12 protein-coding genes and 1 pseudogene are annotated in these 21,444 nt (G+C 72.9%); 6 read left to right on the top strand and 7 right to left on the bottom strand.

Features of this window, described 5'->3' with window-relative positions:
* Positions 1-31: 31 nt before the first annotated feature.
* On the top strand, positions 32-1,654 hold the full coding sequence (locus QFZ71_RS00360) for an NAD(P)/FAD-dependent oxidoreductase (protein ID WP_307666224.1): 1,623 nt from the start codon (positions 32-34) through the stop codon (positions 1,652-1,654).
* Positions 1,655-1,722: 68 nt separating this feature from the next.
* On the opposite strand, the gene QFZ71_RS00355 is transcribed toward QFZ71_RS00360, so the two are convergent.
* A complete protein-coding gene (locus QFZ71_RS00355) occupies positions 1,723-3,642 on the bottom strand; it encodes a serine hydrolase (protein WP_307666223.1) in 1,920 nt (639 codons plus the stop codon).
* Positions 3,643-3,943: 301 nt separating this feature from the next.
* Positions 3,944-6,358, bottom strand: a complete 2,415-nt coding sequence (locus QFZ71_RS00350; protein WP_307666222.1) for an acylase — start codon at positions 6,356-6,358, stop codon at positions 3,944-3,946.
* A gap of 152 nt (positions 6,359-6,510) precedes the next feature.
* Between QFZ71_RS00350 and QFZ71_RS00345 the strand changes: the two genes are divergently transcribed.
* Positions 6,511-8,016 (top strand): acyl-CoA synthetase, encoded by a 1,506-nt coding sequence (locus QFZ71_RS00345; protein WP_307666221.1) that lies wholly within the window; start codon positions 6,511-6,513, stop codon positions 8,014-8,016.
* Positions 8,017-8,174: 158 nt separating this feature from the next.
* Here QFZ71_RS00345 and paaK read toward each other — a convergent pair whose 3' ends face one another.
* Entirely contained in the window at positions 8,175-9,470 is a 1,296-nt protein-coding gene (gene paaK, locus QFZ71_RS00340) for a phenylacetate--CoA ligase PaaK (RefSeq protein WP_307666220.1), read from the bottom strand.
* 203 nt (positions 9,471-9,673) lie between these two features.
* Here paaK and QFZ71_RS00335 point away from each other — a divergent pair.
* The 3 genes and pseudogenes from QFZ71_RS00335 to QFZ71_RS00325 form a co-directional block, all read left to right on the top strand.
* Positions 9,674-10,560: pseudogene (locus QFZ71_RS00335) on the top strand (alpha/beta fold hydrolase); the annotation flags it as partial.
* A 221-nt stretch (positions 10,561-10,781) separates the two neighbouring features.
* Positions 10,782-12,053: an APC family permease gene (locus QFZ71_RS00330; protein ID WP_307666219.1), complete on the top strand. Its 1,272-nt coding sequence runs from the start codon at positions 10,782-10,784 to the stop codon at positions 12,051-12,053.
* Positions 12,054-12,443: 390 nt separating this feature from the next.
* Entirely contained in the window at positions 12,444-12,944 is a 501-nt protein-coding gene (locus QFZ71_RS00325; RefSeq protein WP_307666218.1) for a hypothetical protein, read from the top strand.
* A 288-nt stretch (positions 12,945-13,232) separates the two neighbouring features.
* Here the strand turns inward: QFZ71_RS00325 and QFZ71_RS00320 are convergent, their stop codons facing one another.
* The 3 genes from QFZ71_RS00320 to QFZ71_RS00310 all read right to left on the bottom strand — a co-directional run bounded on the left by QFZ71_RS00320 (position 13,233) and on the right by QFZ71_RS00310 (position 17,950).
* Positions 13,233-15,446, bottom strand: coding sequence for a germacradienol/geosmin synthase (locus QFZ71_RS00320; protein ID WP_307666217.1), 2,214 nt, complete (start codon positions 15,444-15,446; stop codon positions 13,233-13,235).
* A gap of 187 nt (positions 15,447-15,633) precedes the next feature.
* Positions 15,634-16,299 carry a transglycosylase SLT domain-containing protein gene (locus tag QFZ71_RS00315; RefSeq protein ID WP_307666216.1) on the bottom strand — a complete coding sequence of 222 codons (666 nt, stop codon included), beginning with the start codon at positions 16,297-16,299 and terminating at the stop codon, positions 15,634-15,636.
* A gap of 514 nt (positions 16,300-16,813) precedes the next feature.
* Positions 16,814-17,950 carry an aminoglycoside phosphotransferase family protein gene (locus tag QFZ71_RS00310; RefSeq protein ID WP_307666215.1) on the bottom strand — a complete coding sequence of 379 codons (1,137 nt, stop codon included), beginning with the start codon at positions 17,948-17,950 and terminating at the stop codon, positions 16,814-16,816.
* Positions 17,951-18,181: 231 nt separating this feature from the next.
* Between QFZ71_RS00310 and QFZ71_RS00305 the strand changes: the two genes are divergently transcribed.
* The gene (locus QFZ71_RS00305) at positions 18,182-19,672 is read left to right on the top strand and encodes a hypothetical protein (protein ID WP_307666214.1); all 1,491 of its coding nucleotides are present in this window, start codon (positions 18,182-18,184) and stop codon (positions 19,670-19,672) included.
* A 30-nt stretch (positions 19,673-19,702) separates the two neighbouring features.
* Here QFZ71_RS00305 and QFZ71_RS00300 read toward each other — a convergent pair whose 3' ends face one another.
* The gene (locus QFZ71_RS00300) at positions 19,703-21,166 is read right to left on the bottom strand and encodes a PP2C family protein-serine/threonine phosphatase (protein WP_307666213.1); all 1,464 of its coding nucleotides are present in this window, start codon (positions 21,164-21,166) and stop codon (positions 19,703-19,705) included.
* Between the last annotated feature and the right edge of the window lie 278 nt (positions 21,167-21,444).

The following is a 21,444-nucleotide window of genomic DNA, read 5'->3' as shown; positions in this document are numbered from 1 at the left end:
CGGGGCGGCGGGCGACGTGTTACGAAGGTGCATGCCCGCACCCCAGAGCCCAGCACCCCGGCCCCCCGCAGGTCAGCACGTTGCCCGAGCGGGCACCGGGCCCGGCGCGCCCTCCCGCGACCGCTACGACGCCGTGATCGTCGGCGGCGGACACAACGGCCTCGTCGCCGCTGCCTACCTCGCCCGTGCCGGACAGTCCGTCCTCGTCCTGGAACGGCTCGGCACCACCGGGGGAGCGGCGATCTCGACCCACCCCTTCGCCGGGATCGACGCCCGGCTCTCCCGGTACTCGTACCTGGTGTCCCTGCTGCCCGACAAGATCGTCCGGGACCTCGGCCTCGACTTCGCCGTACGCAAGCGGACCGTGTCCTCCTACACCCCCGCCGTGCGCGACGGACGCCCCACCGGACTGCTGGTCGCGGGAGAGGGCGCCACGCGCGACTCCTTCGCCGCGCTGACCGGCGGCGAGCGCGAGTACGAGGCGTGGCAGCGGTTCTACGCCATGACGCGCCGGGTCGCCGAGCGTGTCTTCCCGACGCTCACCGAGCCGCTGCCCGGCAGGGACGCGCTGCGCGAGCGGATCGGCGACGCCGACGCCTGGCGGATGCTGTTCGAGGAACCGATCGGGGTGGCCGTCGAGGAGAACTTCACCGACGACCTGGTGCGCGGTGTCGTCCTCACCGACGCGCTGATCGGCACCTTCGCCGACGCCCACGACACCTCGCTCCTCCAGAACCGGTGCTTCCTGTACCACGTGATCGGCGGCGGCACCGGCGACTGGGACGTCCCGGTCGGCGGCATGGGCGCGCTAACCGACGCGCTGGCCGGGGCCGCCCGGACGGCGGGCGCCGAGATCCGTGTACGGCACGAGGCGACCCGGATCGAGACCGACGGGAGCGCCGCCGAGGTCACCGTCCGCACCCCCGAGGGGGAACACGTCGTCGCCGCCCGCCGCGTGCTCGTCAACGCCTCCCCGCAGGCACTCGCCACCCTGCTCGGCGACACCCCGCCCCCGCCCGCCGAAGGCGCCCAGCTCAAGGTGAACATGCTGCTCACCCGGCTGCCCCGGCTCCGAGACCGGAGCGTCGACCCCCGGCAGGCGTTCGCCGGGACCTTCCACATCGCGGAAGGGTACGGGCAGTTGGCCGAGGCGTACCGGGAGGCGGCGGCCGGGCGGCTGCCCGCCGCACCGCCCTCCGAGATCTACTGCCACTCGCTGACGGACCCCTCGATCCTCGGCCCCGAACTCGCCGCGCGCGGCTACCAGACCCTCACCCTGTTCGGCCTGCACGCCCCCGCCCGGTTGTTCGCCTCCGGCAACGAGGCCGCCCGCGCGACGCTGCTGAAGGCGACCCTCGCCGAACTGGACGCGCACCTGGAGGAGCCGGTCGCCGACTGCCTGGCCCTCGACGAGCACGGAGAGCCCTGCATCGAGGCGAAGACCCCGCTCGACCTGGAGAAGGACCTGCGGCTGCCCGGCGGCCACATCTTCCACCGCGATCTCACCTTCCCGTACGCGGAGGAGGCCCTCGGGCGCTGGGGGGTGGAGACCGCCCACGCCAACGTGCTGCTCTGCGGGGCGGGCGCGGTGCGGGGCGGTGGCGTCAGCGGGGTCCCCGGCCACAACGCGGCGATGGCCGCGCTGGGCAGGTGACCTGAGTCGTCCCGGACGCGCCGGTCCGGGCGGGCGGGGCCGCCCGCCCGGGCCCCGCCCGCCCCCTCTCAGTCCGCCGAGGGCGTCCAGCCCGTCGCCTCGATCCGGCGGGCGTCCTCCGGGCGTTCCGCGTCGAAGGCCGTGCCGGCGCCGTCGCGGACCCGCAGGCCGTCCACGTACGCACCGCGTCCCACGTACAGCCGGTCGGTGGTGTAGCGCCAGCGCAGCCGCAGGTCCTCACCGCGCCAGGCCGACAGGTCCGCCTCCAGCCGGTGCCACACGCGCCCCGACCAGCCGGTCGCCGCGCCCGTCGGGTGCGACTGCGGGCGACGGCCGGGCCCCGGTGCGCGCGTCGTGAACGGCACCGGCCGCCACTCCCCGCCCGTCGACGCCTCCAGGAAGAGCCCGTCGGCGGCCGGTTCGGTGTCCCACCACAGCGCGCACTCCAGCCGGGCCCGGGAGGAGCCAAGCCGCAGAGAGGGCAGCGCGAGGGTGGCCGTGGCCGCGCTCGCCATCCCGGAGAACCAGGCCGTACGTCCACGTTCCGGCCGGACCGGCACGGCCCGTGCCAGCTGGTTGGCGGTCGCCACCCGTGGCGCACTGCCCGAGCGCCAACTCCTGACGGGATGGACGGAGTTGCCCAGCACGATCAGGAAGGTGTCGGTCGTCGGGTCGAGCACCATGCTGGTGCCGGTGAACCCGGTGTGCCCCGCGCTGCGCGGGGTCGCCATCGCGCCCATGTACCAGTGCTGGTAGAGCTCGAAGCCGAGCCCGTGCTCGTCGCCCGGGAAGCCGGTGTTGAAGTCGGTGAACAGCAGATCGACCGATTCCTCGGACAGGATGCGGGAACGGCCGTAGACACCGCCGTTGAGGAGCGTCCGGGCGAGGACCGCGAGATCCCAGGCGCACGAGAACACCCCGGCGTGGCCCGCGACCCCGTCCAGGCTGAACGCGTTCTCGTCGTGCACCTCGCCCCAGACCAGGCCGCGGTCGATCCCGGACCAGGGCCGCCGGGCGTCCTCGGTCGCCGCGATCCTCGGCTTCCAGGAGGCGGGCGGGTTGTAGCGGGTGCGGCGCATGCCGAGCGGGACGGTGATGTCGTCGCGGAGCAGGACGTCCAGCGGACGGCCGGTGACCTTCTCCAGGACCAGTTGCAGCGAGATCAGGTTGAGGTCGGAGTAGAGGTAGGCGCTGCCCGGCGTGCTGGCCGGGACCTCCTCCCACAGTCTGCGGAGCTTGCCCTCACGGGTCGGCTCCTCGTACAGCGGGATCCAGGACCGGAAACCCGAGGTGTGCGTGAGCAGCTGACGGACCGTGATGCCCTGCTTGCCGCCGCCCGCGAAGTCCGGGAGGTACGAGGCGACCGTCGCCTCCAGCTCCAGCCGGCCGCGCTCGATCTGCTGGACCGCCAGGAGCGAGGTGAACAGCTTGGAGATCGAGGCCAGATCGAAGACGGTGTCCTCGGCCATCGGGATCTGCCGGTCCGCCGGGAACTCGACCCCGGTGTCGGTCTTCTCGTCGTACGCCGCGTAGCGCACCGCCTTGCCGATCGGCCGGTGCAGCGCCACCGTGCCGCCCCGCCCGGCGAGCAGTACCGCCCCCGCGTACCAGGGGCGGCGGGGGGAGTCGGCGAGATACGCCTCGGCGTCCCGGACGAGCTGGTCCAGCGGTCCCTGGAGCAGCCCGGCGCGCGCCGCGCTCCCGCGCCGCAGCGTGGGCCGGTGCGCCCCTGATCCCATGCCCGCTCCCGTGCCGGCCGCTCTCTCCGCCGCCCCCGCGCCCGGCCCGCCGCGCGGGGCCGCTCCCGCCAGCGGGATCGGCGTCAGCGCGAGTGCGCCGCCGAGCGCCAGTATCCCGCCGCCGAGCCGCCTCCGGGGGATGCCGCTCCCGGTGGAACGGACACCGGCCGTGGGGCCGTCGCCGCCGCGGCCCCAGCCCCCGCTCCGGTCGCCCGCCGTGCGGCCGTACTCCTGCGTGTCCCCGGTCATCCGCAACTCCTTCCCGCGCCTGACCTCCGGTCACCGGACAGCGCCCGTACGCCCGGAGCCCGCGCGAAAGTAACTTCCGAAACCTGGCCGAGCAGTGAAAGTTCCTGCCGCCGCAGAGGGTACTGTCACCTCCGCCGCCCCGCGCGTGTCCCGACACCCCAAGAATGTGACTCCGCGTCAGGAGCTGTCCCTCCGCTGCGGCGCCCCGGGGCGCGGGAGGGCTTCGAGTGCCGCGGTGACCCGGACGGGACACCGGCGTCCGGGAGGGGCGGAGCCGCGCCCCGCCCCTCCCGGACTCCGCCTACCGCCGCTCGTGCACCCGCACCACCCGCAGCGCGGGCGAGCGGGTGATGTCCTTCTCGCAGAACCGGGGCGTCACCCAGCGCTCACCCGCGTACAGCCGGGTCTGATCGCTGAAGTGCGGCGACGTGGGGTTCTCCGACTGGGAGTACGTCAGCAGCGTCCGCGCCACCGGACAGCGGCTGTCGTCCCAGCCGACCGCCTGGATGTAGCTGGAACCCGCCGACACCTCCGTATAGCCGCCTCCGGCCGGGTTCCACACCGGCTCGGTCTTGTTCCAGACGCCCAGCGACTCCGTACCGCCGCCGATCGGGAGCCGCTTGCCGTTCCGTTCGACGAACTGGTGCTTCCCCAGCGGCGCGTCCAGCGCGATGCCCGCCGCCCGCAGCGCCGTCACCGCGTCCGCCAGCGCCCTGCCGAGCCCCGGCGCGGCGGTGTTCAGCCCGCGCGGGGTGCGCACCGGATCGGCCGGGTCGAACGGAGTCCGCCACAGCTCGGCGGCGGGCGCCGCCGACGCCCTCCGCCAGAACCGGTCGAAGAGCAGCGCGCCCCGGCTGTCGCTGTCCGTCGACCGGTCCCAGCGCCGCAGCACCCGGCAGGCCTCCGACACGTCCACCGGCGTGCCGTCCGAGCCCACGGCCGTGCCGCCCGGCAGCGCCGCACACCACGCCGCCACGTCGGACGCGACCAGATCGCCGGCCGGCGCCCGGTTGGCGAACTGCTGCCGTTGCAGGTCCCGCACCCCGAGGCCGCCCTTCTCCGCCATCGCCGCGACGTCCTCGACCGCGCCGCGCGTCCGCATCGACCGGGGCGTCGCGGCCGTGCCGAAGACCCGCTCGTACCCGGTCAGCGGCCGGTCCGCGTTGGTCAGCCAGGCGCTGTCGTTGGAGTTCTCCACGTACGGCAGGTCCTTCAGCACCGGCATCCGGTCCGGCCCGAAGATCCCCGGCTGCACCGCGTCGCGGTCACTGCCCAGCGCACAGTCCTTCCGTGAGCCGTCCAGGACCGCGAGCCCGGAGGCCGGGTAGGTCGCCCGGCCGAGCGGGGTCGAGCAGCGCTCCGCCAGCTCGTCCGTGATCCTCGGCAGTACCTGCGCCTGGGCGAAGAACGAGCGCCCCGCCCGGTCCGCCGCGACCGTGTTCACCCACGGCATCCCCTGGTGCCGGTGCAGCGAACGCTCGACGTCCGCCGTGGAGCGGGCCTTGGCGAAGCCCAGCCCCGTGTCGGCCATCCGCAGATTCACCGCGTTGGGATCGTTCAGCGCGTACGCCGTGCTCGCCGTCCACGGCAGCGGCAGCCCCGCGCCCAGGGACGTGGTGACGGGGCCGTACCGCGTCCACCACTGGGTGCGCCGCACGGGTGCCGCGCCCTTCACCGGGACGCTCACCGTCCGCTCGGTCATCCGCTCCGGCTTCCCGTCCACGAGGTAGACGGTCGGGTCGGCCGGATCGAGGGTGAGCTGATGCAGGTTCAGCGTGACGCCGGTGGCGACCGTATGGCTCCACGCCACATCCGCGTTGTGCCCGATCGAGATCGTCGTCGCGCCCAGCAGGGAGGCGCCCGACACGTTCAGCTCGCCGGGGATCGTCTGCTGCGACTGCCAGAAGCGCCGTCCGCCCTGCCACGGGTAGTGCGGGTTGCCCAGCAGCAGCCCGCGCCCGTTCACCGTGGTGGAGCCGCCGAACGCGACCGCGTTGGAGCCCATGTCCGCGTTCTGCGCCGACAGCAGGCGCTCCGCCGCCGACGCCGCCTCCCGGGGGCTGACCCCGGCCGCCGGGGGAGCGGCGGTCGGCGGCCGCGCGGCGGTGATGCCGTCGATGCCGCGCCCCTGGCCGCCGAGCACGGCCAGCGCGTACCCGCGCGCCGCCACGTCCAGCGCCGTCACCGGGCGCACCCAGGACGCGCCCCGGCAGGCCGGATCGGTGATCCGGTTCCGCGCGATCCACGCGTTGTACCCGGCGGCGAACCCCCGCATCGTCTCCTTCACGTCCCGGCTCGGACCGGCGGGCGCGGGAGCCTCGAGCAGGCTCTCCACCGTGCCGCTGTCCCGGACCCCCCGGAAGTACAGATCGCTGGAGAGGTTCGTCGCCGCCGAGGAGAGCGAGAAGTCCGTGGCGGCGTCCGGCCCGAAGTACCGCGACCGCTCGCCGCGCACGGTGAGGAAGCCGTCCGCCAGGGTGCACACCTGGTCGGCGGCCTGCGCCCAGCCGGTGCCGAAGCCGAGCTGCGCGTAGTCCTTCGCCACGATGTGCGGGATGCCGTACTCCGTGTACCGGATGACGGCGGAGAGACCTCCGCCGGACGGGTTCCGCTCCGCGCCGGGCCCGGACGCGGTGGCCGGCGCCAGCGACGCCGACACGGTGAACAGGGCGAGAGCGGCTGTCCCGAGCAGTCTCAGACGGTTGCGTAACGTCAAGGTGTTCCTCCAGCGGTGCGGGGGCACGGCGGCCGCTCCGGACCGCCCGGACAGCCACGCGCAACTCAGCCAGGGAGCCGCGGCGGCTGTCAACCGTCCGGTCGGTATCCGTCCTCTTGACCCCGCGGGGCCCGGCCGCACAGGATCACGCCATGACTGGTGTACGCAGCAGCACCGTGGACGGCGTCCTCACCCGCAGCGCCCGGCGCACCCCCGCCCGGACCGCCGTACGGTACGCCGACCGGGCCTGGACCTACGGCTCCCTGGAGGCCGCCGTCTCCACGGCCGCAGCCGTCCTCACCGAGGAGCACGGACTCGCCCCCGGCGACCGGGTGGCCGCCTACGCGCACAACTCCGACGTCTACCTGATCGGCTTCCTCGCCTGCGCTCGGGCCGGGCTCGTCCACGTACCGGTCAACCAGAACCTCACCGGCGACGACCTCGCCTACCTCCTCGACCAGTCCGGCTCCACCCTCGTCCTGACCGACCCGGACCTCGCCGGGCGGCTCCCCGCCGGGCTCCCGGTACGCGCGCTGCGCGACGCCCCCGGCTCACTGCTCGACGCCCTGGAGACGGAGAGGCCCTTCACCCCGAAGCGCCCGCCCTCCTCCGGCGACCTGGTGCAGCTGCTGTACACCTCCGGCACCACCGCCCTGCCCAAGGGCGCGATGATGACGCACGGGGCCCTGGTCCACGCGTACGTCAGCGCGATCACCGCGCTCTCCCTGGCCGCGACCGACCGGCCCGTGCACTCCCTGCCGCTCTACCACTCGGCCCAGATGCACGTGTTCCTGCTGCCGTATCTCGCGGTGGGCGCGGAGAACACCATCCTGGACGCCCCGGACGCCGGCCGGATCTTCGACCTCGTCGAAACGGGCCTCGCCGACAGCCTGTTCGCCCCGCCCACCGTCTGGATCGGCCTCGCCGAGCACCCGGAGTTCGCCACCCGCGACCTCGGCGGCCTCCGCAAGGCGTTCTACGGGGCCTCGATCATGCCCGTACCCGTCCTGGAACGCCTGCGCGAGCGCCTCCCGCGCCTGGCCTTCTACAACTGCTTCGGCCAGAGCGAGATCGGCCCGCTCGCCACCGTGCTCGGCCCCGACGAGCACGAGGGCCGGATGGAGTCGTGCGGCCGGCCGGTCCTCTTCGTGGAGGCCAGGGTCGTCGACGAGCAGGGCGAGGACGCTCCCGACGGAACCCCCGGCGAGGTCGTCTACCGCTCGCCCCAACTGTGCTCCGGCTACTGGGAGAAGCCCAAGGAGACGGCCGAGGCCTTCCGCGACGGCTGGTTCCACTCCGGCGACCTCGCCGTCCGCGACGCCGAAGGCTTCCTCACCGTCGTCGACCGGGTCAAGGACGTCATCAACTCCGGCGGCGTCCTCGTCGCCTCCCGCCAGGTCGAGGACGTCCTCTACACCCACCCCGCCGTCGCGGAGGCAGCGGTCGTCGGACTGCCCGACGACCGCTGGATCGAGGCCGTCACCGCCGTCGTCGTCAGGCGCGGCGGGACGAGCGCGGACGAGGGGGAACTCATCGCCCACGCCCGCGAGAAGCTCCCCGCCTTCAAGGCGCCCAAGCGCATCGTGTTCGCGGACAGCCTCCCGCGCAACGCCAGCGGAAAGATCCTCAAACGGCAACTGCGGGACGAGCTGGGCTGAACCGGAGGGCGAGCAACCGCAACCGTCCGGAAGCGTCGGCTCCGCCCCCGGAGGCCCGGAGGCCCGGAGGCCCAGAGGCCCGGAAGCCCGGAACCACCGGTTCACCACCGCCGCGCCGCTCCTGCCCACCGCCGGGCCGGCCGGCCCCCACGCCGCCCCTACTCCGCGCCGGACTCCCGCAGATCCACGATGCGCCGGATCTTCCCAACCGAGCGTTCAAGGGTCTCCGGGTCCACGATCTCGACGCTCACCGACACTCCGATGCCGTCCTTCACCGCCGCCACGATGGACCGCGCCGCCGTCTCCCGTTCGTCGGTCGTCGCGCCCGCCCGCGCCTCCGCGAACACCGTCAGCGCGTCGAGCCGCCCGTGCCGGGTCAGCCGCAGCTGGAAGTGCGGGGCGACGGCGGGCGTACGGAGCACGATCTCCTCGATCTGGGTGGGGAAGAGGTTGACCCCGCGCAGGATCACCATGTCGTCGCTGCGACCGGTGACCCTCTCCATCCGGCGGAACGTCCGTGCCGTCCCCGGCAGCAGCCGTGTCAGGTCGCGGGTGCGATAGCGGATCACCGGCATCGCCTCCTTGGTCAGCGTGGTGAAGACCAGCTCGCCCTCCTCGCCGTCCGGCAGCACCTCACCGGTGAGCGGGTCCACCACCTCCGGGTAGAAGTGGTCCTCCCAGATGTGCGGCCCGTCCTTCGTCTCCACGCATTCCTGCGCCACCCCCGGCCCCATCACCTCCGAGAGCCCGTAGATGTCCACCGCGTCGATGGCGAACCGGTCCTCGATCTCCCGGCGCATCCCCTCGGTCCACGGCTCCGCGCCGAAGATCCCCACCTTCAGGGACGTGGCACGCGGATCGACGCCCTGCCGCTCGAACTCGTCCAGCAGCGTCAGCATGTAGGACGGCGTGATCATGATGATCTCGGGCCGGAAGTCCTGGATCAGCCGGACCTGGCGCGCGGTCATGCCGCCGGAGGCCGGGATCACCGTGCAGCCCAGCCGTTCCGCGCCGTAGTGCGCGCCGAGCCCGCCGGTGAACAGCCCGTAACCGTACGCCACATGGACCTTGTGGCCGGGCCGCCCGCCCGCCGCCCGGATCGACCGGGCCACCACGTCCGCCCAGGTGTCCAGGTCCCGTTCGGTGTACCCGACGACCGTCGGACGCCCGGTCGTGCCGCTGGAGGCATGGATCCTGCGCACCTCGTGCTCCGGTACGGCGAACATCCCGAAGGGGTAGTTGTCCCGCAGGTCCGCCTTCACCGTGAACGGGAACCGGGCCAGGTCCTCGAGCGTCCGGCAGTCCTCGGGCCGCAGCCCCGCGCGGTCGAACGCCTGCCGGTAGAACGGGACGTTGGTGTACGCGTGGTGCAGCGTGGACTTCAGCCGGTCCAGTTGCAGGGCTTCGAGCTCGCCCCGCCCGAGCCGTTCCGCCGCGTCCGGCATGGCCGTCATCAGGACCCTTCCTTCCAGCACAGGAGACATTCGGGCGACAAGCAGGTCGCCGCCGAAGCGACCGATCATTCGGTCGCCCTCGCTGGGAGCAGTAACGCAGGCGGCCGGGGGGGTGCGGGCAAGAGGCGGGCGGGCCGCGCGGCCGATCCGACGGCGGCGAAGTCCGGTGCGCGGGCCCACAGGGTGCTGTTCGGATGGGGCGCATGCCGATCTTCTCCGCGTACGACACGACCCCGCTCGCCTACCGTCTGGTGGGGGAGGGGGAGCCACTGATCTGCCTGCCCGGCGGACCGATGCGGGCGAGCGCGTACTCGGGGACCTCGGAGGGCTTGCCGCCCGTCGGCAGCTCGTCCTGCTGGACCTGCGCGGCACCGGCGGATCCGGTGTGCCCGAGGGCCCCTCGACCTACCGCTGCGACCGCCTCCTCGACGATGTGGAGGCCCTGCGCACCCACCTGGGCCTCGACCGGATCGACGTACTGGCCCACTCCGCCGGGGCGTACCTGGCCCTGCTGTACGCGGCCCGCCACCCGGAACGGCTGCGGACCCTGACCCTGGTGACGCCCGGCGTCCGGGCCGTGGGCATCGAGGTGACCGACCAGGACCTGCGTGAAGCCGCCGAACTGCGCCGCGACGAGACCTGGTATCCGCAGGCGCGGGCCGCCCAGGAGGCCCTGCTCGCCGGCGGACCCTTCGCCGAGCTGTGGCCGGCCGTCCGGCCGCTCACCTACGGCCGCTGGGACGAGGCGGCCCGCGCCCACGCCGGGGCATCCGCCGGACAGACCAACGCCGAGGCGCGCGAACGGTACGCGGAGGAGGGGGCCTTCGACCCCGCCGCCACGGCCGCCGCCCTGCGCCAGGTCACCGCCCCCGTGCTCGCCGGGGAGTACGACGGCCATCCGAGTCCGCACCGGGCCGCGGAGCTGGCCGCGCTCTTCCCCGAGGCCGAGTTCACGGTCCAGCCGGGAGCCGGCCACTTCCCCTGGCTGGACGACGCGGGAGCCTTCGCCCGTACGGTGGCGGCGGCCCCACCAGCCACATCGACCAGGGGCAACTCGCGCAGCTGGTCCGAGCGCTGCCGAACGCCGCTTCGGTCACCATCGATGCCGGACACCTGATCCACACGGACCGGCCGGAGGAATTCCTCGCCGCGATCCGGGAGTTCGGCCTCGCCTGACCCTGTCCCGTCCGGGGAAAAGGCTCCGGCGGGGCCGAACGCCCGACGCGATGCGTCGGAGGGGCGCACCCGGCTCGTATATCTTCCGGTATCGGTTGCCGCAAGAGGTGTGCCGTGTCGCCGAGGAGTGAGTTCATGAGCAAGCGATCGGCGGAAGCCGGGCCGCAGGAGTTGCGACGGCGGCTGGGGCTGTCCGACGCCGTGGTGATCGGCCTGGGGTCGATGATCGGCGCGGGGATCTTCGCCGCGCTCGCACCCGCCGCGCGCGCGGCGGGTTCCGGGCTGCTGATCAGCCTGGCCCTGGCCGCGGTGGTCGCGTACTGCAACGCCACCTCCTCCGCCCGGCTCGCCGCCCGCTACCCGGCCTCGGGCGGCACCTATGTCTACGGCCGCGAACGGCTCGGTGACTTCTGGGGCTACCTCGCCGGGTGGGCCTTCGTGGTCGGCAAGACCGCTTCCTGTGCGGCCATGGCCCTCACGGTGGGCTCGTACGCATGGCCCGGCCAGGAGCACGCGGTCGCGGTCGCCGCGGTGGTGGCGCTGACCGCGGTGAACTACGCGGGGGTGCAGAAGTCGGCGCTGCTGACCCGCGTGATCGTGGCCGTGGTCCTGGCGGTGCTCGCCGCCGTGGTGGTCGCCTCCCTCACCTCGTCCGCGTCGGACGCGGCCCGGCTCGCCGTCGGGGGCGACGCGACCTTTGGCGGGGTGCTCCAGGCGGCGGGACTGCTGTTCTTCGCCTTCGCCGGATACGCCCGCATCGCCACGCTCGGCGAGGAGGTCCGCGACCCGCGGCGCACCATCCCCCGCTCCATCGCTCTCGCGCTCGGCATCACCCTGGCTGTCTACGCCGTCGTCGGCGTGTCCGTGCTGAGCGTCCTCGGCCCGCAGGGGCTGGCACACGCCGCCGCGCCCCTCTCGGACGCGGTCCGGGCGGCCGGCGCCGACTGGCTGGTGCCGGTGGTGCGCGCGGGAGGGGCGGTGGCCGCGCTCGGCTCGCTGCTCGCGCTGATCCTGGGCGTCTCGCGCACCACGCTGGCCATGGCCCGCGACCGGCACCTGCCCCACGGCCTGGCCGCGGTCCACCCGAGGTTCGCGGTGCCGCACCGGGCCGAGCTCCTGGTGGGTGCCGTGGTGGCCGTGGTCGCCGCGACCGGGGACGTGCGCGGGGCGATCGGGTTCTCGTCGTTCGGCGTCCTGGCGTACTACGCCGTCGCCAACGCCTCCGCCTGGACCCTCGCTCCGGACGAGGGCCGCCCGGCCAGGGCGATCCCGGTCCTCGGGCTGGCCGGCTGCCTCGTCCTGGCGTTCGCCCTCCCGGTCTCCTCGGTGGTGCAGGGTTCCGCGGTCCTGGCTCTCGGCGCCGCCGTCCACGGGGTACGGCGTGTGGTGGCCGCACGCCGGGCATGACCGGCCCGGTGCCACGGAGCCGCGTCGCCCCCCCAGCACCTCGCGCGCCAGCTCCCTGAGCGCCCGGCGGTCCTCGTCCAGGGCCTTCCTCCCGGCATCGGTCGCCCGGTGGACCCGCCGGGTGCGGCCGCCGACGCCCCGCTGCCCGGAGACCGACAGCGCGTCCGCCTCCAGCCGGTGCGGGGTCAATTACAGCGTGCCGGGGCTGAGCCGGTAGCCGTGGGAGTAGCGGAACGAGACGTGGCCGCGCCGGGCGATACGGCCGGGCTCGCCACGGGGCTCGCGGGAACGGAGACCCTGCTCCCGCCGGGAAGGAGCGCACCCCCGGCCCGCCGCCGGGGCTCCGGGCCCGGCTCCGCGACGTGAGCCGGGACACGTACCATGGGCGGCATGTCCTTCCTCCGCCGCCGTAGCGCCGCAACACCCGCGGGCCCGGACTTCGACGTCCTGGCCATGGACCCCGGTGACTGGCCCGGCAACCTCGGCGCCGGCCTGCTCCCCGCGCCCGACGGCAGCTGCCAGGGCGTCTTCCTCCGCTACGACCTGTACGGCGGCCGGGGCCCGGCGATGATCATCGGCAACCTCCCGGAAGGTTCGCCCGCCCGCGAGACCGAGGAGGGTCAGGTCCCCTTCGAGGTGGCCCAGCTGCTGCTCGCCCTGGAGAACGACGAGCCGGTCGAGGTCGTCAGCTCCGAGGACGTCCCCGTCATGCAGGGCGACAACCTGCTGATCGTCCACCGCATCAAGCTCTCCGAGAGCCGTATCTCCTGCGTCCAGTTCGACCGCAGCGACGGCGTCCTGGTGACCATCGCCAGTTGGGACCGGCCGATCACCGACGATCTGTACACGCTGCTCAAGCCCCTGCCCGCAGAGCTGTTCCAGCAGGGCTGAGACCCACGCGCGCAAGGCCGTCCGGATCCGTCCGGGCGGCCGTTCTCCTGCCCGGCGGTTCTTCGGCGGGCGGCGGCCCGGTGCTCGGCGCTCCGGGGCCCACGACGCCGCCGCTCCGGCTGCTCTCCAGGGGCCGCTCACCGGAACCCGCCCAGGGCCGCGGAGTCCGGGGCCGTACGGCGCCCCGGTCCGCTCGGACAGCGTTCCACGCGCCCGGCCCGCGAATCCGGCCGCGGCCCGCCGGGAGGTCCTCCCGACGGGCCGCACTCCTGCGGGCCCCGCGAGAAGCTACGCCGTGCTGCCCGCCGGCTGGGCCATCAGCCGGATCACCTGCGCCGCCGACGTACCGATCCCCGTGGGCCCGGCGAGATGCCACGGCGCGCCGTGGACCTGGCGCAGATCCTCCTCGCGGTAGCGGCGGCAGCCCCGGTGCCAGATCAGAATGCCCGCCAACCAGTGCTCCAGCTCCCGCACATAGCCCGCCAGGATCTCCCGAGCCTCGGCGTCCAGGTCGAAGTCGTCGTACAGCACGGGCAGTTCGACCTCGGCGACATGCCGGAACTGCCGCAGCCGCGCGTTCATCAGATCGTGGACGATGGCCACGCCCGTCGGATAGTCGACGCCGAAGAAGTTCTGCACGACCAGGACGCCGTTGTGCACCTCTCCCTCGTACTCGATCTCCTTCTGGTACGAGAACAGGTCGTTGAGCAGGCACGCGTAGTCCGCCGCCGCGTTCTCCAGGGAACGCATGGGGCCGCTGCGGTAGACCTCCTCCGGAACCTTCCGGCCGTGCCCGAGCCGGCACAGGCTCATCGTCAGGTCCGAACCGAAGGTCGCCCGCCGCATCTCCACGTAGTCCACCGGGTCGGGGATGCGGTTCTGCGCCTGGTTCGCCAGCTCCCACAGCCAGCTCTCGGTCATCGTCTCGATCGCCGTACGGAAGGTGCGCCGCGCCCCCGCGTCCATCGGGCCGGCCGTCCTGCCCCACAGGTCGCTCAGGCTCCGCTCCAGGGCGTTCACCGGCTCCGGCGTCCCCTCCCCGTCCAGCGGCATGAACAGCGACAGCCGTTCGTTCGCCAGCCGCGCTCCCGCCAGGTCCCGCGTCCGCCCGTGCACGACCGGGAACCAGTCGTCCCCGTACGTCCCCCAGGCCAGCCACCCCGAGGACAGGTCCAGCTCGTCCGGGGTCGCGTCCGGGTGGATGCCCGCCGCGCACAACGGCAGGTCGATCGCGCGGATCCGCTCCTCGTCCCAGATGTGCGAAGCCGGGACGCCCGGCTGGGCCTCCAGGATGCCCATCCGCCGCGCCCAGTCGACGAGCCGGACCCTCGCCCCCTCCAGATGAGGGCTCAGCGTGGTGGTGAAGGGCAGGTCGAAGTCCGGGATCAGCGAGGGCCCCACGTGCTGGAACGGCACATGGCCGTGGCTGCGTGCCCGCGCGGTCTCCGAGCGGATCGTGAACCTGATGGAGGCGGCGGACATGCCGAAGCCGGGCACTGCCTCACCCGCGCCGCCGCCGTTCATGTAGCGGCTGGAGCGCATGTGCCACTCATGGCCGCCGGACTGCCAGTCCTGGAGCCCCTTGGCGTACGCCAGCACGGCGGCGGTCTGGGCGGGGTCCAGCCCCGTCTCGGCGCAGAGCGGACCGAGTTCGGTCAGAGCGGTGTTCTCGAACTGCTGGAGCCGTGAGGTCAGCAGGTCGTTGACGGCCTCGGCCGCCTCCTGCGTGGAGCAGCCGAGGAACTTCTCCAGTACCAGTACCCCGTTGCTGTTCTCCCCCTCGTCCTCCACCTCACGCTGGTAGGAGAAGAGGTCGTTGCGCAGATGCACCGCGTCGGAGAAGGCGTCCCGCAGCACGCGCAGCGGCCGGGACCCGGCGACCGGCGCCGGTACCTCGGCGTTCGCCGCGTACTCGACCAGGCCCGCGGACCAGGGCGCGCCGCCCACCTTGCGGCGCATCTCGATGTACTCGACGGGGTTGGCGATGCGGCCCTCATGGATGTTGGCGAGCTCCCACAGGGACTCGTTGAGGAGGTTCTCCGTGGACTCCGCGAACCGGGCCCGCCACTCGTCCGTCATCGCGGGGACCGTCCGGGCCCACAGGTCGGCGAGTCCCGCCTCGACGGGGTTCCGCGGCTCGGGTGTCGCCGCCCCGCGCTCCATCGGCATGAAGGCGGGCAGCCGGTCCAGATACCGCTTGCCGCCCTCCCGGTCGGGCGTGCGCTTGAACAGTTCCAGGAAGTGGTCGTCGAAGAAGAAGACCCACACGTACCAGTCGGTGACCAGGTTGAGTGCCTCGGCCGAGCAGTCGGGGTGGGTGTAGGCGCACAGGAGGGCGTAGTCGTGCGCCTCCAGGTCCTTCTCCTCCCAGATGCCGGACCCCTCCAGCATGCCCATGGAGCGGGCCCACTCACGGGTGTGGGCGCGTGCCGTCTCCACATGAGGGTTGAGCCGGGCCGGGTACGGGACGTAGAAGTCCGGCAGTGAGAAGGGCTGTGCCATGTGCGTCAGGCCTTTCCAGAAGCCTCCGCGCGGGGAGACGCGCGGACCGGTGGTGTCCGCGCAGCACTACCCTTCGGCCATACGGAGCACGCACGACGGCGATTAGTCACATCATCGCGTTATTGCATGTGCGTGCTCGGAAGGCGGTCGCTCAGGGGCTTCACGCCGGTGGGGCCCCGAGGGTGACTCAGTACGCGGAGTCGACGTTGTCGATCGAGCCGTACCGGTCGGCGGCATAGTTCGCGGCGGCCGTGATGTTGGCGACCGGGTCGGTGAGCTTCTTCGGGGTGCCCTTGACGTGGTAGGCGTCGAAGGTGGGCTGGATCACCTGGAGCAGGCCCTTGGAGGGGATGCCGTTGCGCGCGTTGATGTCCCAGTCGTTGACGGCGTTCGGATTGCCGCTGGACTCCCGCATGATGTTGCGGTGCAGCCCCTCGTAGGAACCGGGGATGTTCTTCTTCTTCATGATGTCGAGCGACTCGCGGATCCAGCCGTCGAGGTTGTCCGCGAACTTCTTCGGCGTGACGGCCTTGCGCTCGGTGGAGCGGTTGGCGGCCTGCTTCTCGGAACGCGCCTGCTCGGCGTCCTTCCGGGCGGCCGCGCGGTCGGCGGCCTTCTTCGCGGCGGCGTCCTTGGCGGCCTTCTGCTCCGCGGCCTTCTCGGCCGCGTCCTTCGCCGTGGGGATGCCCGCCGCGGCGACCGGCTCCACGGAGACGGAGGACCGGACCGCGGAGGTCTGCGCTTCACTCGGACCGCCGGTGGCTGCTATGGCGGTGACGGAACCGGCCGCGACGAGCACGGCGGTGGCGATCTTGTGCGAGCGGGTGATGCGCAGGGTGGAGATGCGGGGCATGCGTGAGCTCTTCCTATGGGGGACGGGCTTCGCGGCCTTCGCGCCGCGTCGGCCGCAACCGGGTCGTCCGTACCGCGTCCGCCGGTGGGCGATCGACGTCGGCTCGTACTCGGTGCCTGCCGGAATCCATGGTTAGCGGGCACCGGCATAGGAAGCAATGACCGCCTTTACTACTCTTCATCGTTATATGTCCAATTCGTGAGCCAAACGGATGGTTCGTTACGCCGCACGAGGGTGTTCGCCTCCCCTACCCGCGGTCGTAGGTGACGTGGGTCTCGTGGCGGGCCTCACCCCTGGAGGACCCCGGAACGGCACAGGGTCAGCAATCCGTCACGGAACGCACGACAGCGCGCTGCGGGACCCGGTGTGTCGGCACCGGTCCCGCAGCGCGCTGTGTCCTCACAGTGGTCAGGTCACTGTGGTCTTCGGCGGACGGGCCCCTGGCCCGCCCTGTTCCTCTCGTCCCGCCTCGGCGTCCGGCGCTCCCCTCGCCCCGTCCCCGCGCCGTTCCGGCTCAGCGGGTGCCGACCGCCGCCCGCACGGCCCGCCGCGCCATGGCGCAGTCGTCGTGGAGCCTGCGCAGCAGCAGTCGCTGCTCCTCGCCCGAGGAGAGCACGCCGGGACGTTCGGACCCGGCACCCGCCGAGGGAGCCTCGCGCATGGTGCGCTGGACCGCCGTTTCGTAATTCCGGATCTCGCGGGTCAGCACCAGCATCAGGTTCACCAGGAACGCGTCCCGCGCGGCCGGGCCCCTGGACTGGGCCAGCTGACTGATCTGGCGCCGCGCCACCGGGGCGTCGCCCAGTACCGCCCACAGGGTCGCCAGGTCGTAGCCCGGCAGATACCACCCGGCGTGCTCCCAGTCCACGAGCACCGGCCCGGTCGGCGACAGCAGGATGTTCGAGAGCAGGGCGTCCCCGTGGCAGAACTGTCCCATGCCCTGTCGGCCGCTCGCGTGGGCCAGACCGTGCAGCAGTTTCTGGAGGTCGTCGAAGTCGCGGTCCGTGAACAGGCCCAGCTCGTGGTAGCGCGCGATCCGCGAGGCGTAGTCCAGTGGCGCCTCGAACAGACCGGGCGGCGGCCGCCAGGCGTTCACCCGGCTGATCGCCCCCAGCGCGGCACGGATGTCGGCCCGCGGCGGCGCCTCCGCCGGATGGCGGGTGAGGGCGGCGACCCGGCCGGGCATCCGTTCGATCACCAGCGTGCAGTTCTCCGGGTCCGCCGCGATCAGCCGGGGCGCCCGCACCGGGGGGCGGTGCCGGACGAACGCGCGGTACGCCGCTATTTCGTGCCGGAACCGCTCGGTCCACGCCGGCGAGTGGTCCAGTAAACACTTCGCCACGGCGGTGGCCCGCCCGGTCGTCCCGACGATCAGGACCGAACGTCCGCTGCGGCGCAGTACCTGAACCGGGTTGAACTCGGGGCAGACGCGCTGCACGGAGGCGATCGCCATCCGCACCTGCGCCCCCTGGGGCCCGGAAAGGTCGATCCTTCCGCTGAGGGGGCCCCCGCCCGGCCCCGCGGCCCGGCGGGCCCGGCCCGGACCCTGCGCCGGTGCGCCGGCGTGAGGAGCGAGATAGGGCCCGCCGCTCGCGCCCAGGGGGCGGAGCGGACGGGGCGGGGCGGACACGGAGGACGATGCTGTGTACATGGGCGAGACAGATCCCTTCGTGCGCCGACAAGATACGTGCGCCAGCCCGGCCGACGGCCGGTCGGCACCCTGGGGAGTACCGAGGGCTGCCGGACGGGGTGGCGCACTCCTACCTGACAACGGGTCACGGGTGGCAGACCATCTGGCGGACCCTGGCGAACCCTGGCGAATTGGCACTGCGCGTCTGACCAGGGGTTAGTGTCAAGTCAGCCGAGAACCTGGGGGCTTGACGTGACCGGAGAACCCAACACCCGCCTTTCTGACCTGTTCGGCCTGGCCGGCTGGTCCAAGGGCGAACTCGCGAGACTGGTGAACCGGCAGGCGGCGGCCATGGGCCACCCACAGCTGGCGACCGACACCTCGCGCGTCAGGCGCTGGATCGATATGGGGGAGTCCCCCCGTGATCCCGTGCCCGAAGTGCTGGCGGCTCTGTTCACCGAGCGGCTCGGCCGTGTCGTGACCATCGAGGACCTCGGGTTCGGCCGACGCGGGCGTGTGGGGAAACGGCGTGACTCCGGGACGGACGACAATCCCGATCAACTGCCGTGGGCGCCCGAGCGGACGGCAGCGGTCCTCACCGAATTCACGGGAATGGACCTCATGCTCAACCGACGCGGCTTGGTGAGTGCGGGCGCCGCGCTCACCGCCGGATCAACCATCGCCGGCCCCCTGTACGACTGGCTCCGCAACGCCCCCGCCCCGGCGGCCGAAGCTCCCCATGCCAACACTCCCGCGCACGCCGATGCCGCCGGTTCCGACCGGTACGAGGCGGCGCCGGTCGGCTCCGAGGAGATCGAGGCCCTGGAGCACTCCGTCGAGGTGTTCCGTGCCTGGGACGCCTCCCGCGGCGGCGGACTCCAGCGCAAGGCGGTCGTGGGCCAGCTCAACGAGGTGGGCGGCATGCTCGCCTACCGCCACCCCGACCACCTCCAGCGCCGCCTGTGGGGCGTCGCCGCCAACCTCGCCGTCCTGGCAGGCTGGATGTCCCACGACGTCGGCCTCGAACCCACCGCCCAGAAGTACTTCGTCATCGCCGCCCACGCGGCGCGCGAGGGCGGCGACCGGCCGCGCGCCGGAGAAGCACTGTCGCGCGCGGCCCGCCAGATGGTGCACCTCGGCCGGCCGGACGACGCACTCGACCTGATGAAGCTCGCCAAGTCCGGCTCGGGCGAGGAGACCCTGCCCCGTACACAGGCGATGCTGCGCACCATCGAGGCATGGGCGCAGGCGTCGATGGGCCGGGGGCAGGCCATGCGGCGTACTCTCGGCGAGGCCGAGGAACTGTTCACTTCGGACAAGGGCGATGTGCCCGCGCCGAGTTGGATGCAGATGTTCGACGAGGCCGACCTGCACGGCATGCAGGCGCTCGCCTTCCGCACGCTGGCCGAGCACGACCGCAGCGCCGCCGTCATCGCCCAGCGCCACGCCAAGCAGGCGCTGGAGCTGCGGGCCAACGATCGCCAGCGGTCGAAGATCTTCGACTACATCTCGCTCGCATCGGCCTGCTTCATCGCCAACGACCCCGAGCAGGCCGACCGCTACGCCCGGCTCGCGCTGGTGTCGATGGGGGAGACCTCCTCGCACCGCACCTGGGACCGGCTCCGCGAGATGTACCGGCTCACCGGCCAGTTCGCCGGACATGTCGGCGTCCAGGACCTGCGTGAGCAGATCGAGCACTCGATGCCGCCGAGCCGGAAGAAGGCCAAGGGCACCGAGATCTGACCCTGCCCCGCCGCGCCGGTCCGCGCTCCCTCACGCCCCGACGCGGGCCACCAGCACACACGCGTCTTCCCGGCGCTCGGCCCCGCCGAACACCTCGACGACGCCGCGGACGCATTCCTGTGCCGTACGGGCCTCCGAGAACCGGGGGGCGAGGGCGAGCAGCGCCTCCGGGCCCGCACCCCTGGCGCCGCCTCGCGCCAGGCCGCCGGTGTGCAGGACGAGCACGTCACCGGGGAACAACCGCATCTCGTCCTGCTCGTACGGGACGCGGGAGGCGGCGCCGAGCAGCATGCCGTCCGGCGGCGGGAGGAGCCGTCCCGAACCGTGGCGGAACAGCAGTGGCGCGGGGTGTCCGGCCTGCGCCCACGAGAGAAGGGAGGTCTCGGGGTCGAAGCGGCAGCACAGGGCGCTGCCCGACGCGGGCTGTATCGACGTCTCCAGCACCTGGTTCAGGTGCCCCATCAACGTGCCCGGTTCGATGCCGGCGACGGCGAGGGCGCGCAGGGCGCCCAGCATCATCGCCATTCCGGAGGTGGCGGGGATGCCGTGCCCGGTGAGGTCGCCGACGGTGAGCAGGGTGCGCCCGTCCGGAAGCTCCATCGCGTCGTACCAGTCACCGCCGATGAGCCCGCTCGATCCGGAGGGGAGGTAGTGGGCGGCAACGTCCAGGGCGCCCGGGCCCTGCCGGGGGAGACGCAGTGATCCACGCCAGGGGGGAAGGACGGACTCCTGGAGTTCCACGGCCATCCGGCGCTCGGTGCGCTCGATGTGCTGCGCGCGCCGCACCGACGCGCCGCTGCGGTCCACGGCCCGTTCGCTGCGCCGCAGCTCGCTGACGTCCCGCAGCACCGCCCACATCGAGGCGGTGCAGCCGTCGGTGTCGAGGACCGGCTCGCCCGTCATGTGCAGGGTGCGGGTGCGGCCGTCGGGTCGCACGATGCGGAACTCGCCGTCCATCGGCCGGCTGTCGACGAGGCAGCCGGTGACCATGGCGGTCAGCACCGGCTGGTCCTCCGGCACCAGCACGGACGGCAGGTCGTCGAGGGAGAGGGGGGCGGAGCCGGGGGGCCTCCCGAAGATCTCGTACAGCTCGTCCGACCAGGTGCACTCGTCGGTGAGGAGGTTCCATTCGGCGCTGCCCACCCGGTTCGGCAGGGAACCGGCGCCCGGAACGTCCGGGCCCGTGTCGTCCCCGCGTCCCGAGTCCTCGGTATCCCCGTGTTCCGAGTGCTCGGCGTCCGGCGCGGGCAGTGCGGGCAGTCCTGCCCTCAGCCTGCCCAGGTTCTCGCCGAGGTTGTCCAGATGGCGCACGGCCAGCTCGCACAGGGCTCGCTGCCATCGCTGCTGGGGGTCGTCCTCGTCGAGCAGAGCGGCGTCGCGCCGCACGGTGTCCATGTCCCCGCGCAGTCGGCGCGTTCGCTGGATCAGGGCGTCGACGGCGTCATGCGCGGGAAGCTGTGGTGCGGGGCGGTCCGCGAAGAGGGGGGACGGCATCTCGTACTCCGATACAGGCGCGGCCTAGGAGGGTGCTGAGAGGTGGGCCGGTACCGACTTTCGCACAGGCCGCGGCGGGCCGTAAGGGATTCGGCAACACTCGGGGTGATGTTGCTTCTGGCATATGCCAGCGGCTCGCCTGCCGGGAAGGCGCCCGAACAGGCTTGCGTTCGATGGGAGTTGGGTGGCCCGACACAGGGGCTTGCCGGACGGGAATGCGGGGCGCACCGGTCGCGTTACCTCACCAGAACGAAAACGAATCCCATTCCCGATACGCG

This window comes from Streptomyces sp. V2I9, from assembly GCF_030817475.1.
In the GTDB taxonomy this organism is placed as follows: Bacteria; Actinomycetota; Actinomycetes; order Streptomycetales; family Streptomycetaceae; genus Streptomyces.
Note: the sequence above shows the minus strand (reverse complement) of the source record. Positions and strands in the feature narration are given on the sequence as shown.